Here is a 16009-nt window from a genome sequence, read left to right as displayed (position 1 = left end):
CGGAAGGGAATGCAACTTCGTTCCGCTCAGCGGGCCAATAACTCTGCAGCCTCTGACCGAGAGACGTCGTCGGCGTCCAGGATCAAATGCCACGGATTCGTCGCCCAATTCGAGTCTGCGGTGAGTGGGTCCCAGTAGGCCTCGCCTTCAACGCTCTGGCCACCGCTGTACCCGAGCGCGGCCAGCATCGCATCGGCGGCATCGCCGTCGGCTTCCGCGGCGGTGCCATTGAGACGCTCGCGCGGGGCGTCCTCAAGCCATCGAATGAGCCGGCGACGCAGCACTCGGGCCCGGTCCAGCTCTTCCAGAAGAACGTCGTGCTCCCCGTTCGGATCGCTCTCGAGATGATAGAGCTCCACCTCACCGGGCTCCCTGGCGAATGCCATGGATGAGCTTTGATGACCGATCAGCGTCATCGTCAGGAACCAGCCGTCCGCTTCGATGGCCGCCAGGAAGTGGTGGGCACCGAGGAAGAAACGTGGCTCCTTCGGGGGCTCGGCCTCCAGGAAGCTCCGGAGGTCACTGCCCGGCATGTCCGGCGACCCCAGGCCGCTCACCTCGGCGAGCGTGCGCCCGACGTCCATCAGGTTGACAGGCGCGCGGACGCGGGCTCCCGCCGGCGCACCCGGCCAGGCCATCACGAGAGGAATCCGCATGATCCCCGGGTAGAGCCCGGAGTGGCTCCACCATATGCCGTGCTCGCCGAAGAGTTCACCGTGGTCGGCCGTGAACGCCGTGACGCCGCTTCGCACGCGCGGCAGGTCGAGCAGCTCGCCGAGCGCGCCGTCCACGAAGTCGACCTCCGCTCGGTACTGGGAGTAGGGGAAGCGTCGGTCGCTCAGGCCGCGGATCCAGCTCGGGATCTTCGCCTCCCCGGTATCGATCACCTTGCCGCGGAATGGGTCGCCGCCGTCCCAGTACTTGCGATCGTAGGGCTTTGGAGGGGAATAGGGCGCGTGCGCGTCGTAGAGGTGAACCCAGCAGAAAACGGGTGCGTTCTTCGCTTCCTCGATCCAATCAGCCATCAGCGCGATCGCCTCGGGCCCCGGGCGGTCGCCCTCCAGCGGCGCATCGATCCGATCGAATCCGTGTCCAATGCCGCTCTGGGCCTGGGACAGATGAAAAACGCTCGTTGCGGCCAGGGTCTCGTAGCCTGCGTCCCGGAACCGCGTCGCGATGGTGCTGGCCTCCGCGCTCAACACGTCGCGATTCGTGAGGATCCCGGTGTCGCGAACGTGCATACCCGTCATCAGGGCGATATGGGACGGCGCGGTCACGTTCGTCGGAGCGACGCAGTCGAGGAAGTGGATGCCGCGACGCGCGAGCGCGTCGATGTGCGGCGTGGAGACGAGGCCGTCCGCACTCGCCACGCCGATGTGGTCTGCGCGGTGGGTGTCCGAGGTGATGAGGAGTACGGTCGGGGGCGGCGCGCCCGTGGGCTTCGCGGCGCGCACCGAGGGCTCGGCGAACGCTCCGATGGCCGCATCGTCTCCGATCGTCGAGGTGAGAGCGACCTCGATCTCCACGGCGCCGGCGCCGACGTGGTCCGCGGCGATGACCACCGGTCGCCATCGATCGGTTCCCACGCTCTCGAACTTCCCTTTCCACTCGCCCGTCGGTCCGACAGCGCTGACCTGGAACATCGCCTGCTCGCTCGGCCGGGCGGTCTTCGGCACGAGCGCCAGATAGGCCCTGAACTCTTCCCCGGTGCCCAGGGTGACGGACGTCCGGAGCGGCCGACTGCCGATCACCCCGTAGCTCCGACGCGCCGTCGTCCCCACGTGCACCAGCGGAAGCGCTTCGCCCTCCTGCTGGCCGAGGGGAGGCGCGAAGGCCTCGTCGGAGACACGGCTGAACGTGACGCTCGCGAGCTTGGCAGAGTCGAGCCTTCCGATGAAGGCGACCGCGAACTCGTCCGGTACCACGTATTCGCCCCTCAGGAGGGCTGAGCGGAACGTGGCGACCTGCATGTCCCCGTGTCGCTCCAGCTCGCAGAGAATGGCACCCATGAGCTTCTCGCCGCCGGCGTAGAGGTAGAGCCGGGCCTGCTCGTTCTGCGCTCCGTGGATCTTCGGTACGGCCGGCGTCGTCACCTCGATCGTGACCTGGTTGAACGCACGCGCCGCCTCGGGGACCTTTCCGCGAACGTACTTCAGTCCGTCGAGACCGAGCAGTTCGGTGGCGGCGACCTTCGAGCCCGAGGGCGCGGACACTTCGACCTGCTGGACCCCGCCGCTGGCGGTGCCGGCCCACGGGAGGGGGGAGTCTGACGCCCTGAGCGTCCCGAGTAGCTCCACCGCGTCCCGCGACCTCGTGGGGCCCTGGGCCTCGACCAGGACACGCCGGAACGGAGCCGCGCTCGGTTCCGTGCGCGTCGTCTCCCCATGGCACCCTGCCAGCGCCCCGGCGAGTCCGAAGCTTCCAAGGAGCATCCAGGCGATGGTCGCGACAGGGGCCAGCCGGTGCCACCGGGCGGGAGACTCCGGAGCGGCGGTCAGCGATTGGGAAGCACCGTGTTCCATGGCGCTACCATAAGAACCCGGGGTCGCCTCGCCGAGGTCAACTGTCCCGCTTCACCATTTTGATCGCGGTTCCATAGGCGACCACCTCGGCGGCGTTCTTTGCGACCTCACTCGTCGCAAATCGAAACCCGATGACGGCATCGGCGCCCAGGGCGAACGCCTCCGCCTTCATCCGGTCAATCGCTTCTTCTCGGGCCTCGGCCACGACCTTGGTGTACTCGTGGACCTCGCCGCCGACGATGCCCTTCATCATCCCGATGATGTCGCTTCCGAGGTGACGAGCGCGGACGGTGGTGCCGCGCACGAGGCCCAGGGCCTCGGTGATCTCGCTCCCGGGGACGGTGGACGTGGTGATGATCAGCATCTTTTAGCGCTCGACGTGGCGGTAGGGATCCAGCGGCATGGCGCGAATGCGGCGCCAGAGCACGCTGAGGAAGAGGAGCGTGAAGCCAAGGAGCGAGGAGAGGATCAGGCCTCGGTGGAGGTAGCTGATGCCTTCGTTCGTGGCCACCGCCCAGACGGCGAGAGCAAAGGAGAGAGCGGTCGCGGCGATCAGAAGGAACCAGCCGATTCCGACGGTGCCGCGGTAGAGAGGTTCGAGCTGGAGAGAGGCCCAGTCGCGGTCGGCGGGCTCGGGCGGCGCGATGCGCCGCGCCAGCACGTCGAGGGCATGGAGTTCGGCGACGCGGTGGACGAGCGCGGGCTCGACCTCCATGCGCGCCTCGAACCTCACGGCTTCTTCGGGCGACAGTTCGCAGTCGGCGTAGGCCATCGCGAGGAGTTCATCCTCGGTCGGCTCGGCCTCGTGGCTTGTGTTCTGGGCAGTCATGACGAAGGAGCTACGGCGCTTCGGGGGCGCCTATTCTTCGGTGATTCGGAGGCTGACGGCTTCGTCATCATGACACGAGCCCTTCCCGTGTCGGCTTGGACGTGGCGCCGCGCTTGCGTTCACGCGGCCTGGTGCCGCTGGCGACGACCTGGGCGACGTCCTCGGAGAGCAGCGCCTGGAGCCGCTTCCTGGCGTGGAAGAGCCGCGACATCACGGTGCCCTCGGGGATCGAGAGCGCGGCGGCGATGTCCTTGTAGGACAGGTCCTGGTAGTGCCGAAGCACGATAATTTCTCGGTCGCGGGCCTTCAGCTTGTCGAGGGCCGCGGAGAACGCGTGGGTTCGCTCGTCATGCTCGGCCCGTTCCGAAGGGTTCGGCGCGTTCTCGTCGACGATGTCCCAGGTGGCGTCCTCGCCGCTGGCGTCCGTGCGATGGATCGAGCGCTCGCGGAGCCGTCCTTTCTTGCGGAGAAAGCTGAAGCAGGTGTTCCGGAGGATGCGGTGGAACCAGGGCAGGAACGGCTGGGTCGGGTCGTAGCTGTCGCGCGCCTTGTAGGCCTTGATGAAGGCCTCCTGGGTCAGGTCCTGGGCGTCCTCGTGGGAGCCCACGAGCGAGCGGGCCGCCTGGAACGCGCTGCCGCGGACCTTCCGGAAGAGGGTCTCGAAGGCGTCGGAGCTGCCCATGCGGGCGGCGGTCATGAGCTGGGTGGCCTCGGCTTGCATCGGCGCCGGGTCGTACTCCGGCTCCGCGGGCCCATTCTCCGAATCTGACGATTCGTTTCGAGGATCGGGCTTCTCGCCGGGCTCTTCTCCTGGTGGGGGACTCATGGGTGCTCCCATTTCAGGCAATTCGGCCCCGGGATGCCACCTGCAGCACGTGTCCCGCGGCCCGTTCGATGGCCCCGGCCGACCCGAGGCGCCGCGCGGCCTCGGCGATCCCCGCCCCGTAGGCGGCGCGCCGAGCTTCGTCCCCGAAGGCTGCGGCGACTTCCTTCGAGACGGTCTCCATGGGGCCATGGCCCCGGAAACAGTGCTCGGGGAGCACCTCTGCGCCCGCGAGCAGGTTCGTGGACGCGAAGTAGGGGCAGGTCAGGACGTTCCGATACATCCATGTCTCCAGCCGCTTGGAGACGCGGTAGACCACGACCGTCGGGAGCCGGTGGTGGAGGACGTCGGTCAGAATCGTTCCGGAGACGGCGAAGGCGGCGCGGGCCTCGGTCAGATTCCCGTGGAGGTCGCCGACCACGAGCCGCGCGCGGTCCCCGCCCTGGGTCTCCGCGAGGATGCCCTCGATGAGCTCGCGGTGCTCGGGCGTCGACTGGAGGATCCGGATCTCGGCGTCCGGATGTTCGGCCCGAAGGGCACCGAGGGCCGTGATCATCCAGGGGAGGTTCCGGCGAATCACGCCGCGCCGGCTACCGGGGAGGAGCGCCAGCACGCGGCTCGCGGGGTCGGGCTCCGTCACCGGGACTCCGGCGAGCGCGTCGAGGAGCGGGTGCCCGATGTGGGCGGTGGCGACGTCGTGGCGGCCGAACCAGGCGGGCTCGTGGGGGAGGATCGTGAGCGCGCGGTCGACGACCTTGCGGTAGGCGCCGACGCGCCACGGTGCCCAGCCCCAGTACTGGGGCGCGACCACGTGGACCACCGGAGACCCGTAGCGCCGGACCATGCGCGCCAGCGGGACGTGGAGAGCGGGCGAATCGATCGGGACGACGACGTCGGGGCGCGTCTCGCGCGCGTGGCGCGCGGCGTCCTCGAGCAGGCCCACGTAGTAGGGGAGCGACTGGAGCACGCCGTCGAATCCTGTCTCCGCCCGCGCGACCGGATCGCCGATCGTGGTGATGCCGAGGGCGCGCAGGCGCTCGCCGCCGACGGCGATGATCTCGGGTCGCGGGGCGCTGCGGTCCTCGGCGGCCTTCCAGAGCGCCTTGGCGAGGCTCGCGCCGTGGATCTCACCCGAGGCCTCGGCGGCCGACAGGAAGATCCGGAGCGGCCGATCCTTTCGAATCTCGAAGTCCGGAATCTCGCCGGGAATGCCCGCGCCCGCCGCCACATCCGCGGCGATTTCGCGCCGGACGCGGGCGCGCGCGGGCAGGTGCGCGAGGAAGCGCAGCGGTGCGACGAGGCCGCCGCCGATGGCGCGCGCGAGCTCGAGCCTGGCGGCCGTCCTGGGCAGCATGCCCGTGGGCGCTGGGGTCTCCGAAGAATTCACGGGACCGAGGATAATCGGATCGGGGCTTCGATCCCGCCGACCATCGTCCGTTTCAGTTCGGTTCAAGTGGGTCGGTTGCGGCGGGGAGGTCCTATAACTGGTGGCAGCCCCATGCTTCGACTCCTTGCCTTCTTCGTCGCCGTGATCTTCTTCACGCGTTTCCTCGCGACCCTGCCGATCATCGGTGCGATCTTCCGGATCCCGTTCCTCGGGTTCTGGTTCACGGCGATCCTCCTGTCGGCGATCTTCGCGAAGCTCGGTTCCGACGCGGTCGACTACCGGGCGCGACGGAATCTCGAGAAGAGTCTCGGCGCCGTCGACACGCCGCATCACAAGGGGAAGCTGGGAGCGCTGCTCCTCGCCCAGGGGCGCGCGCGCAGGGCGATCCCGCTGTTCGAGGAAGCGGCGGTGGGGGACCCGACGTCGCTGGAGTGGCGACACAAGCTCGGGATGGCGAGGCTCCAGGCGAAGGACGATCCGGCGGCGGCGCTGGCGGCGTTCGACTCGGTGCTGGAGGAGGACGTGGACTATGGGTTCGGTTCAGCGATGCTGCTTTCGGCGGAGGCCGCGAAGGAGGCGGGCTTTCCCGATCACGCGCTCGATCGCGTTCAGCGGTTCGAGCGGGAGCACGGGCCCACGCCTCTGAGCGCGCTGCTGCGCGCCGAGCTGCTCAAGGCGGCGGGGGACCGCGCGGGCGCGAATGCCGCGCTGGACGAGATCCCGCGGCTGGCGAAGCACGCTCCCAAGAACGCGCAGTCCCAGAGCTGGTCACTTCGGATCCGGGCCTTGATGCTGCGGCTCCTGCCCTGAGTCTGCGGTCCTGAGGCTCCTGACCTGAGGCTCCTGTCCTGAGGCATGGAAGCCGCCGGCCCCGGGGTTTCTCCGTGGAGTCTCAGGTCGAGGCGTCCGCGCGGTCGATTTTGCGAGCATGGCTTCTCCCCGACCCATGCTCGTTCGGCTCCTGCTCCTGCTTCTCGTTCTGGTCGCCTTCGGTAGCTCCGGCGTCGCGCTGGCGAGCCAGCGGACCGACAAGCACGCCGAGTACGGCTTCAGCCTCGAGGTGCCGACCTCGTTCGAAGCCCGGCCCGTGCCGGCCGAAATGCCGGGCCTCCTCGCGGTCTACGCCCCGAAGGACGCGCCGAAGGATCGGCGCTCGCCGGTGACGCACGCTCTGTGGCGCATCACGCTGGGGAGCGGGGGCAGAAGCACCGCTGACCTTGCGGTCCGGCGCTGGATGCTCGATGTCCTCCAGCCCACGCGCATGGAGTCGGTGCGCTCGGTCAGGCGCCGCTACGGCCGCGATCCGATTCGCTACGAGGGCGCGACGCTGAATCCGGAGGGCGAAGAGGAATCGCTGTTCGTCCACGCCTGGGTCGGCGACGAGGACGTGATCGTCTTCGTCGGCCAGTGCGAGACGGGCCTGTTGCGCCGCGAGAGCCGCGCCTTCGACCGGACGGCGATGAGCTTCCGGTTCTTCTCGGAGGCGGAGACCGAGGCCTCTCGGCAGAAATGGACGCGGCACTACCTCCGGACGTCCCTGCCGCATCGAGACGAGCGTATCGAGATCGCGTCGGCGGCCGTCGACGGCTGGTCGATTCGCGACACGGAGCATTCGATGATCCTCTTCCACGGGCCGTCCGATTCGCCGGTGCTCGCGCAGATCGCGAAGAACCTGGTGGCGGTGCGGCGTCGGTTCGCCGAGGACTTTCCGCCGGACCGTCCGATCGACGCGCTGTCGGTCGTGCGCGTATGCCGTGATCGCGGCGAGTACCTGACCTACGGCGGCAATCCGAACACGGTGGGGTACTTTCATCCGCGGGTGCAGGAACTCGTGCTGTACGACGCGCGCACCGATGCGTCGGACCCGATGCCGGACGATCACCCGACGATGCGAACGCTCTACCACGAGGCGTGCCACCAGTTTCTGCACCACACCGCCAGCTCGATGAGCCCGCACTCCTGGTACGACGAGGGCTCGAGTGAGTTCTACGCGGGCGCGGTCTTTCAGTCGGGTGCGGTGTGCGACATCGAGGGGCTCGCCGATCGCGAGGCCTTTCTTCGCCAGCGCGAGGTCCGTCCGCGCCTGCCGAAGCTGGAGGCGCTCCTTTCGATGACGCAGGAGCAGTTCTACGCCGACGCCAACGTGAACTACTCGATGGGCTACGCGCTGATCCGCTTCCTGCGTACCGCCGAGGCGGCGAGGATTCGGCCGGAGTGGAGGTCGCTCCCGAAGCGGTACTTCGAGACGCTGCGGACGCGGTGGCGTCGTGAGGCGGAGAGCCTCGCTCTGTCGGGCCTTTCCGGCGCGGGCTACGAGCAGGCGGTCAACCGCTCGCGCGGGGCGGCGCTGGACGCCGCACTGGAGAACGTGGACCTCGAGGAACTCGAGGCCGAGTTCCTGGAGTGGTTGCGCCAGGGCGGCAGCAACCACCAGTAGAACGCGCCTACCTCGCCGGGCAGCCGATGATGTGGTCGTTGACCATGCCGCAGGCCTGCATGAACGCATAGCACGTCGTGGGCCCGACGAACTTGAAGCCGCGCTTCTTGAGGGCCTTGCCCATGGCGGTCGACTCGGGCGTCACCGCCGGCACGTCGGCCATGGACTTCCATGCGTTCACGAGGGGCGCGCCGCCCGTGAAGGACCACAGGAGGTCGACGAGGGACTCTCCGTTCCTCTCCATGTCGACGGCCACCTTGGCGTTGTGGATGAAGGCCTCGATCTTCTGGCGATTTCGAACGATGCCGGCGTCCTGAGCGAGCGCCTCGACCTTCGTCTCGCCGAAGCGCGCGATCTTGTGCTTGTCGAAGCCGGCAAACGCGCGGCGGTAGTTCTCGCGCTTGCGAAGGATGGTGATCCAGCTGAGGCCCGCCTGCGCGCCCTCGAGGTTGAGCATCTCGAACAGCTTGGTGTCGTCGCGGCAGGGGACGCCCCATTCATGGTCGTGATAGTGCTCGTACAGCTCGTCGCCGAGGCACCAGGTGCAGCGTGGGTCCATACTGGTACGGTATCAGTCCCGCGCCGAACGGACTGCTTGCCCCGTGGAGGCTATTTTCGAGGATCGAGCGTAAGGTTCAGGCTGAATCACCCCTCGAACGATCATGCTCGCACTCACACTCGCACTCCTCGCCGCCCCTCAGACCACCTGGTACGTCGATTCCGCGGCGCCAGGCCCTGGTACGGGGACGCTGACCGATCCTTATTCTCGGGTGGACCACGCCGTCGCCCAGCCGGCCACCGTCGACGGGGATACCCTCGTGCTGGCTTCCGGCAGCTACCCGGCGGAGAGGGTCCTCCTCGGCTCCAAGGAACTCACCCTCGAGGCGGCGCCGGGCGCCATGCCTGTCCTGCAGTCGGACGGGTACGAGTCATTGATCACGGCGGGGCCTTCGAGTCAGCTGACCGTGCGCGGTTTGCGATTCGAAGGACCGGCGAGTCAAGGCGGCTTTCCACCGCCGCGCGGCGGCGCGATTCAGGCTTCGGGCGACGGCCTCGTGGTGGAGGATTGCTCCTTCGCCCAGCTCCGCGCATGGGAAGGCGGTGCCATCTACTCGACGGACACGTCGGTGACGCTTCGGCGCGTGAGCGTCGAAGTGACCTGTTCGGCGGACAACTACGGCGGTGCTCTGTGGCTCGATGCAGGGTCCGTGCTGATCGAGGACTGTGACCTGCGCGGTTTCGCTCTTTACGGCGCTGGTGGCGTGGTGTTCCTGGAAGGAGGAACGGTATCGATCGTTGGGTCGAGCCTGTCGGGCTCGGCCTACGAGCACGGGGGAACGATCTATACGCGAGCCACCTCTCTGACCCTTCGGGAATGCGATGTCACGGGGTTGAGTCGGGAGGACTACTTTGGCGGCGGCCTCTACCAGCAGTCCGGAACGGTCACCGTGGACACCTGTTCGTTCCACGACTGCACGGCGATTCGCGGGGGAGCCATCTGGGCCCAGGGCGGATCGCTGGCCCTCGTCGACTCCAGCTTCCTCGACAACCAAACCCGCTCCATCGTGACCATGGGCATCGGCGGCGCGGGTGCCGTCGGCTGCGGGGCAGCGCTGATCGAGCGCTGCGTGTTCGCACGAAACCGCGCGACCCATGACCCGCTGACGGAAGCCGGTGCGATCGCAGGGCGTCCCACCTTGCTCCACTGCACCTTCATCGACAACGCGGCGAGCGCCGGTGCCTCCGATGTCGTGTTCGGGAGCCTGCCGTCCACGCCCCCGGCTCTCGTGCGGGGCTGCCTCTTCCTCACGAGTGCGGCGAACCAGCTGCCGCTCGTTACCGGCAGCGCGGACCTCCAGTACAACCTCGCGAATCGTCCGCTGCCCTCGTCCACCAGCGTCCTCGCGACCGCCCAGCTTTGGGCGGATGACTCGTTCTACTACCTGCCCGGAAGCCCCGGGATCGACCTCTTGCCCCTGAGTTTCGGGACGGACCCTGACGGCACACCTCTTGATGCCGGAGCCTACCCGTTCGATCCCAGCTACTGCGGACCTGGCTGCGATGGTCCGCTGGGAACGGTGGCGTGCACGGCGCTGCCCAACACCACCGGCGTGCCCTCCTCGATCTCCGGTCTGGGTTCCACGGTGGTTGCCGCTAACCGCGTCGTGCTGAACGTCGAAGATCTGCCGAGCGGGTCCTTTGGCTACTTCATCGCGAGCCAGACGCCCGCCTACGTGCCCGGCGCGGGTGGCAGCAGCGGCGCGATCTGCGTGGGAGGTCAGGTCCTGCGCTTCAACCGGGACGTACTCCAGCCGACGCCGAACTTCAGGAACGTCTCCTTCCGTCCGCTTCTCGATGACCTCCCCGGCCCGAACGTGGTGCAGCCCGGTGAGCAGTGGTACTTCCAGTTCTGGCACCGCGACGGCGGGCCGGTGGCACCGACCTCGAACTTCTCACCGAGCCTGTCCGTGCAATTCTGATTTCCCGGCGGTACCGAACCCGACCCAAACCCGCCACGTTTCTCCGACGGTACCGCACCCTCCATTCGGACCATGAGAGCTTCCCTCTTCGCCGTTGCCCTTTCGCTCGCTTCCCTACCTTCCGCCTGGTGCCAGTCCCGCGTGTACGTCGACGCCAGCCTGGGCGACGACACCAACCCAGGAACCGAGGTCGCCCCTTTCCGCACCCTCACGCGTGCCACTGGCTTCATCGCGGCGGCCACCGCCACCAGCTTCGACCGCTACCAGATCGTTGCTTCACCCGGCGTGCACAACGCAGCTCTGGGGGAGGTCTTTCCGATCCACTTCGCCTCCAACGTGACGCTGACTCCCGGCGTGGCCGGGTCTCGGGTGATCATCGACGGGGACCGCACGCCCGTGGCCGTCGTCGTCGACGGCGAAGATCCTGTGGCGCCGAACAAGGGGATCCGTGGCCTCACGGTTCGAGATGCCGAGACAGGGATCTTGATCGGCGATGGAAGCCCGGATTTCTTCGTGCGCTACTTGATCGGCTGCTCCGTGGAGGACTGCGACCTCGGACTCGACGCCGCGTCACTGGTTTTCGCTTTCCCCATCGACGTTCAGTGGTCGAGTGGCGAGGTACTCCGTTGCTTCCGCGGCGTCCAGGCAACCGGGGACCGCTGGATCAGCCTGTACGACATGGAATTCAGTGACACGGTGGCCAACGCCATCGAATGTTCGGGCATCCGGTTGCTGACCGTCGACCAGGGAGAGATCGCCGGCGGTGATCACGCCGTGGCGATGAGCGCGGGTAGTTCGCCTTCGGAGGTTCGCGTGACCTCTTCGGTCATCACAGGATTCGTTGCTGGAGTTCTTGTCACGGGAAGCGCTGGAAGCCATGTGCCGCGGTTCACGGTCGACCACGCCACATTGACGGGAAACACCGCGGCGTTCTCTCTTCAGGGTGCCTTCGATCCTTCCTCCGTCGTGCGACGCAGCGTCTTCGTTCAGAACTCCGGGGCGTTCGATTCGTCCGGGCAGGGCGGCCTGATGGTCGAAGACTCACTCGTGGATTCGTCCGCGGTCGCGGGGGCCGGGCTGCTGGTGCCGGGGCCGCTGCCGACCTTCGTGCACGCCGCGGGCGGGGACTACAACCTTCGGCGCTCGAGCCCCGCCGTGGATGCGCTCCCGTCGACCGCGCAGGACCCGAATCCGACGGACGGGAACCTCGATACGGTGGGGGGCCGCGACATGGGGGCGCTCCAGCTGGAAACGCTCGTCGGTCCGCTCGAGGCACAGATCGGTACGACTCTCGTCCTCACGACGCTCGGTGAGCCTGTCGGATCGGGCTTCGGCATCCTGCAGCCGCGCTTCAGTACCGGTGCCGTGCAGATGACGCCCTATGGCCTTCTGCGGGTCGAGCCCGGCCTGGCCATGCGCGTGGCCCGGATTCTCCCTGCTCCCGGCACGGGAGTGGCGTCCTGGAGCGTCGCGATCCCGAACGACCTGAGCCTCGTGGGAGAGATCTGGGTGCTGCAAGCACTCACGCCATCCTCGGCCGCCCCGCAGGGATTCGCCTTCACCAACGAACTGTCGATCCGGATTCGACTCTGAGGAACCGCGAACCCGTTTCGAACCTGGCGGTACCGCCAGGCGTTTTTCCGTCCTGGCGTGGCCTGGTGATTTCGATCCTGGACATGAAGGCGACTCCGTGAGACTCTTTCTCTCACGCTCCTCCGGGCACCAGGCCCGAGCATTCTTTGTCGCCTTCTCGATCCCACATGACAACTCGACCCACAGCCCTCCTCTTTGCCCTCGCGATGGTGGGTTTGGCCCAAGGCCAATCTCCCGTCCAGGAAGCGCAAGACCAGTCAGCCCCTGAATTCGTCGCAAGCCCCGGACAACGCGAGTTCACCGGGCGCATGATCGCGAGACCGCTGCAGGCCACGGCCCTCGAGGCACGAGGGCTCAGCTCCGATGCCATTGGACAGAGCCTGGCCACGGCGCGGCTCGAGATGACGCTCTACGAAGTCGACAGCTACGTGCCGCAGACCGATGAGTACGTTTTCGAAGTGCCGGCCGGATCGAGCGAAACGGAAGTGGCCGCGACGCTGCTCGCGACCGGGGCGTTCCAGTACGTCGAGCCCGACTGGCTGCTTTATCCGATTCAATGCTCGGACGACCAGTTCCTGGGACTCTCGTGGCAGCACACCGCGATGCGCTCCTGCGACGCTTGGGACCAAGAGACCGGGAGCCCCACGGTCTCGATCGGGATCTGCGACACGGGCGTTCTGACGACTCACGATGACCTGCAGCTTCACCGGCTAGAGGGCTACAACGCCGTCGATCAGCAGTGGGAGTCCCAGGGGGGGAGCGTCCTACCCGTCCACCCCCATGGCACGCAATGCACAGGCAGTGCCGCAGCCAATGGCAACAACGGCGTCGGGGTCAGTGGCATCGGGTGGAACCTGAGCCACCGCATGATGCGCGTTTCGAACGTGTCGACCGGTAGCGCGTCGCTTAGCGTCCTGCAGCACGCTGCGCGGACCTCGATCGAGGCCGGCGACAAGATCGCCAGCGTGAGCTACTCCGGCGCCGACACGAACTCGAATCTGACCACGGCTTCCTACATCCGGTCTCTCGGCGGCCTCCTGTTCTGGGCGGCGGGTAACGACAACCGGAACCTCACGTTCGGCAACCGCGACAACGACGATCTGATGGTTGTGGGTGCGACCTCGGAGAACGAGACGCGCGCTTCCTTCTCCGCCTACGGCCAGTTCGTGGACTTCATGGCCCCGGGCGACGCTGTGGCGACAACGTCCAGCACCTCGAACTCTTCCTACGTGTACGCGACAGGGACCAGCTTCGCTTGTCCCATCGCAGCAGGCCTCGCCGGCCTTATCTGGTCTGCCGATCCGAACCTGACCCCCGGCCAGGTCGAGTCGATCATGAAGCAGGGCGCCACGGACCTCGGCTCCGCCGGCGTGGACAACACCTTTGGATACGGCCGCCTCGACAGCCTTGGCTCCCTGAACCTCGTCAACGGCGGCGGATCGACGCCGCCCGTCGCGGACTTCAGCGGCGCGCCCACCTCGGGCACCGTTCCGCTGACCGTGACCTTCAGCGATTCGTCGCAGAATGGCCCCGCGTCTTGGAACTGGAGCTTTGGAGACGGCAACAATTCAGCGTCCCAGAACCCGAGCTACACCTACACCACTGCCGGGACCTACAGCGTTAGCCTGACGGTCACGAATGCCGACGGCACCGACACGCTCACGCGAACCGACTATGTCGTCGTGAACCCTGACGCCCCCCAGCCTCCGGTGGCAGACTTCGTCGCTACGCCGACCTCGGGAACGACACCACTCAACGTCAGTTTCACCGATCAGTCCACGAACAACCCGAACTCATGGTCATGGGATTTCGGTGACGGAAGCACCTCGACAGCCCAGGAACCGGGCCACATCTACACCAGCGTGGGAAGCTACACCGTCAGCCTGACGGTCTCGAACTCGGACGGCTCGGATACCCAGACCCTGACGAACTACATCACCGTCTCGGCCCCGAGCGGCGGCGACATCCTCGGCGACGGGTTCGAGAGTGGTTCCTTCGCCACGAACGCCTGGATGCCGGTCGGCAACGCTGACGTCAGTGCCCAGTCCGCCTTCACGGGGACCTACGGAGCACGCCTTCGCCGCGGGAGTTCAATCGAGGTCGCGGTGAGCACCGCTGGTCGCACGGGCGTCACGCTGAGTTACGCGCGACGCACGCGGCGACTCGATGGTGGCGAGCGCCTGACGGTCGAGTGGTACGACGGCAGCGTCTGGCGGGCCGTCGAGACGCACAGCGGCGGTTGGGGCACGCCCACCTTCTCGTTGGGCTCCGGAGCGGACAACAACCCGAACCTGCGGCTCCGCTTTTCTTTGAACGCGAACCGCAACAACGAGCACGCCTACATCGACGACGTCGTCCTTTCGGCAGACTGATCCCGGCCGATCCCCGGCAGTAGCAGCGCGGGGCCGCCTTGGGGTGGTCCCGCGCTTTCGTGCCAGGTGATCATGGCGGTACCGAACCCGACCCAAAGCCGCCACGTTTCGGATCGAACGAGGAGCGTACGATCGGAAACGTGGCGGCTTTGGGTCGGGTTCGGTACCGCCGTTGGGTCGGGTTCGGTACCGCCGGGTTCGGTACCGCCACGCATCCAGTTCGTCCGTGAACGATCCAGGCCTGCCCCATAGGATCTAGAAGAACACCACGCGGACGCCGTCCGTGAAGTTGGAGGTGGGCAGGCCACCGACAGCGTCCCGGAACCAGGCCTGGAAGTGCCAGGTCTGGCCCGGGGTGATCGCAACGAGGCCGTTGGGCTGGGGCGTTCGTGTCAGATCCAGATCCAGTGAAAAAGCGCCCGAGGCACCTGAGTTTTGAGTCTGTCCCGGGCCCACGTAGCGGCCGATGCTGCCTGCCAAGCACAGATTCCCGGCGCTTCCGCTGGGGGTGGCGACGAAGCCCTGGAAACGGCTCGTGATGAAGAAGCCGAAGGAGAAGGTGGGGACGCTCGAGGTGGTCAGCAGTAGATCGTTGTCAGTGACCCGGCCCGATCCGGTGACCGAGATCGTCGCCACGGTCCCCGTGCTGTTGACGTTGGCCGTGCAGTAGTTGTCGCACGCACAGAGGTCGCGGGAGTAGAGAGTGATCGAGCGACCGGAGACCCCTTGGAGCAGCGTGGTGATCAGCGCCGTCGAAGTCTCGTAGACGTGAACGCCAGAACCGGTCGAGAAGAGAAGGTTGCCGTTGCCAAGGAGGTATACGCCACGGACTCCTCCGACGCTGCTCGTGTCGATGTAGGCGATCTCGGCGCCGCTCGCGTCGTACTCGTAGATCCCCACGGGAGTCGACGCTCCAGCCACGAACACGCGACCGCTCGCGGAGACGTGAATCTGGTTGGGGGTGTCGACGCCGCTGACGCCATTGGAGCCGTGGAAGAGGGACTGGTTCTGGAGGTCCGCTCCCTCCGCGAACACGAGGTCATCGCCGGAAATATCGGAGACCAGGAACCCGGGAACGCCCTGGAAGGTGAACGGCACGACGTCGAAGGGGTCGCCGATCGCTGCCGACGTGATCAGTTTTCCCGCTGCGTCGACCTGTGCCAGTGAATCTCCGGGGGCTCCGCCGCTGGAGCCTGAGTTCGCCACGAGAGCCCCTGGTCCAAGCGGCGCCAGGCCGCGGCATTGATCGAGCGGCCCGCCCGCCGTACCTACCCACTGGCTTCCGTCTCCTGTGAGGCGGAAAACGGTGTCCGCGACCATATCACTGACCCAGAGCTCCCCATTCGGCGCTTCCATGACCTCGATGGGGACTCGCGCAGCGCCGCCGGTCACCGCGTCGAGATCGACGGCGATGGGTCGGATCAGCTGACCCGAGAACGGATCGAATTCCATGATGGCACCGTTGGCGCTATCGGGGATGAGGAGTCGCTGCGCGAGAGCATCAGGGAGGCATGTGAAGGTTCCGAGGGCGATCACGAGCTTGAAGAGTCCGTTCATGGCGTGGTG

Annotated in this window: 12 protein-coding genes; 5 read left to right on the top strand and 7 right to left on the bottom strand. The window is 67.1% G+C overall.

All coding sequences use genetic code 11. The features are described 5' to 3' along the window. Positions 1 to 26 precede the first annotated feature (26 nt). The 5 genes from Poly30_RS17000 to Poly30_RS16980 form a co-directional block, all read right to left on the bottom strand. Complete coding sequence (locus Poly30_RS17000; protein WP_145199732.1) at positions 27 to 2522, bottom strand: sulfatase family protein; 2496 nt, start codon at positions 2520 to 2522, stop codon at positions 27 to 29. Positions 2523 to 2559: 37 nt separating this feature from the next. Continuing rightward, positions 2560 to 2886 (bottom strand): YbjQ family protein, encoded by a 327-nt coding sequence (locus tag Poly30_RS16995; protein WP_145199729.1) that lies wholly within the window; start codon positions 2884 to 2886, stop codon positions 2560 to 2562. A gap of 3 nt (positions 2887 to 2889) precedes the next feature. After that, entirely contained in the window at positions 2890 to 3351 is a 462-nt protein-coding gene (locus tag Poly30_RS16990) for an anti-sigma factor family protein (protein WP_145199726.1), read from the bottom strand. A 67-nt stretch (positions 3352 to 3418) separates the two neighbouring features. Further along, positions 3419 to 4177 (bottom strand): RNA polymerase sigma factor, encoded by a 759-nt coding sequence (locus Poly30_RS16985; RefSeq protein WP_419190292.1) that lies wholly within the window; start codon positions 4175 to 4177, stop codon positions 3419 to 3421. Positions 4178 to 4190: 13 nt separating this feature from the next. Further along, a complete protein-coding gene (locus Poly30_RS16980; protein ID WP_145199720.1) occupies positions 4191 to 5561 on the bottom strand; it encodes a lipid-A-disaccharide synthase in 1371 nt (456 codons plus the stop codon). A gap of 111 nt (positions 5562 to 5672) precedes the next feature. On the opposite strand from Poly30_RS16980, the gene Poly30_RS16975 reads away from it, so the two are divergent. Both Poly30_RS16975 and Poly30_RS16970 read left to right on the top strand, forming a co-directional pair. Continuing rightward, entirely contained in the window at positions 5673 to 6371 is a 699-nt protein-coding gene (locus tag Poly30_RS16975; protein ID WP_145199717.1) for a hypothetical protein, read from the top strand. Positions 6372 to 6489: 118 nt separating this feature from the next. Further along, positions 6490 to 7998, top strand: coding sequence for a hypothetical protein (locus Poly30_RS16970; RefSeq protein WP_145199714.1), 1509 nt, complete (start codon positions 6490 to 6492; stop codon positions 7996 to 7998). 7 nt (positions 7999 to 8005) lie between these two features. Here the strand turns inward: Poly30_RS16970 and Poly30_RS16965 are convergent, their stop codons facing one another. Beyond that, positions 8006 to 8557 carry a DNA-3-methyladenine glycosylase I gene (locus Poly30_RS16965; protein ID WP_145199711.1) on the bottom strand — a complete coding sequence of 184 codons (552 nt, stop codon included), beginning with the start codon at positions 8555 to 8557 and terminating at the stop codon, positions 8006 to 8008. A gap of 103 nt (positions 8558 to 8660) precedes the next feature. On the opposite strand from Poly30_RS16965, the gene Poly30_RS16960 reads away from it, so the two are divergent. The 3 genes from Poly30_RS16960 to Poly30_RS16950 all read left to right on the top strand — a co-directional run bounded on the left by Poly30_RS16960 (position 8661) and on the right by Poly30_RS16950 (position 14443). Continuing rightward, a complete protein-coding gene (locus Poly30_RS16960) occupies positions 8661 to 10478 on the top strand; it encodes a right-handed parallel beta-helix repeat-containing protein (RefSeq protein WP_145199708.1) in 1818 nt (605 codons plus the stop codon). A 72-nt stretch (positions 10479 to 10550) separates the two neighbouring features. Further along, complete coding sequence (locus Poly30_RS16955) at positions 10551 to 12071, top strand: DUF1565 domain-containing protein (RefSeq protein WP_145199704.1); 1521 nt, start codon at positions 10551 to 10553, stop codon at positions 12069 to 12071. A gap of 308 nt (positions 12072 to 12379) precedes the next feature. Continuing rightward, complete coding sequence (locus tag Poly30_RS16950; protein WP_419190291.1) at positions 12380 to 14443, top strand: PKD domain-containing protein; 2064 nt, start codon at positions 12380 to 12382, stop codon at positions 14441 to 14443. Positions 14444 to 14698: 255 nt separating this feature from the next. Here Poly30_RS16950 and Poly30_RS16945 read toward each other — a convergent pair whose 3' ends face one another. Next, positions 14699 to 16000, bottom strand: coding sequence for an NHL repeat-containing protein (locus Poly30_RS16945; RefSeq protein WP_145199697.1), 1302 nt, complete (start codon positions 15998 to 16000; stop codon positions 14699 to 14701). Between the last annotated feature and the right edge of the window lie 9 nt (positions 16001 to 16009).

This window comes from Saltatorellus ferox, assembly GCA_007751475.1.
Taxonomy (GTDB): domain Bacteria; phylum Planctomycetota; class UBA1135; order UBA1135.
This window is presented reverse-complemented; position numbering and strand designations above follow the sequence as displayed.

Coding starts and splice junctions, on each gene's coding strand:
- Poly30_RS16990 (WP_145199726.1), bottom strand. CDS start 3,351: ATGACTGCCCAGAACACAAGCCACGAGGCCGAGCCGACCGAGGATGAA.
- Poly30_RS16995 (WP_145199729.1), bottom strand. CDS start 2,886: ATGCTGATCATCACCACGTCCACCGTCCCCGGGAGCGAGATCACCGAG.
- Poly30_RS16970 (WP_145199714.1), top strand. CDS start 6,490: ATGGCTTCTCCCCGACCCATGCTCGTTCGGCTCCTGCTCCTGCTTCTC.
- Poly30_RS16960 (WP_145199708.1), top strand. CDS start 8,661: ATGCTCGCACTCACACTCGCACTCCTCGCCGCCCCTCAGACCACCTGG.
- Poly30_RS16950 (WP_419190291.1), top strand. CDS start 12,380: ATGATCGCGAGACCGCTGCAGGCCACGGCCCTCGAGGCACGAGGGCTC.
- Poly30_RS16985 (WP_419190292.1), bottom strand. CDS start 4,177: ATGAGTCCCCCACCAGGAGAAGAGCCCGGCGAGAAGCCCGATCCTCGA.
- Poly30_RS16975 (WP_145199717.1), top strand. CDS start 5,673: ATGCTTCGACTCCTTGCCTTCTTCGTCGCCGTGATCTTCTTCACGCGT.
- Poly30_RS16965 (WP_145199711.1), bottom strand. CDS start 8,557: ATGGACCCACGCTGCACCTGGTGCCTCGGCGACGAGCTGTACGAGCAC.
- Poly30_RS16955 (WP_145199704.1), top strand. CDS start 10,551: ATGAGAGCTTCCCTCTTCGCCGTTGCCCTTTCGCTCGCTTCCCTACCT.
- Poly30_RS17000 (WP_145199732.1), bottom strand. CDS start 2,522: ATGGAACACGGTGCTTCCCAATCGCTGACCGCCGCTCCGGAGTCTCCC.
- Poly30_RS16945 (WP_145199697.1), bottom strand. CDS start 16,000: ATGAACGGACTCTTCAAGCTCGTGATCGCCCTCGGAACCTTCACATGC.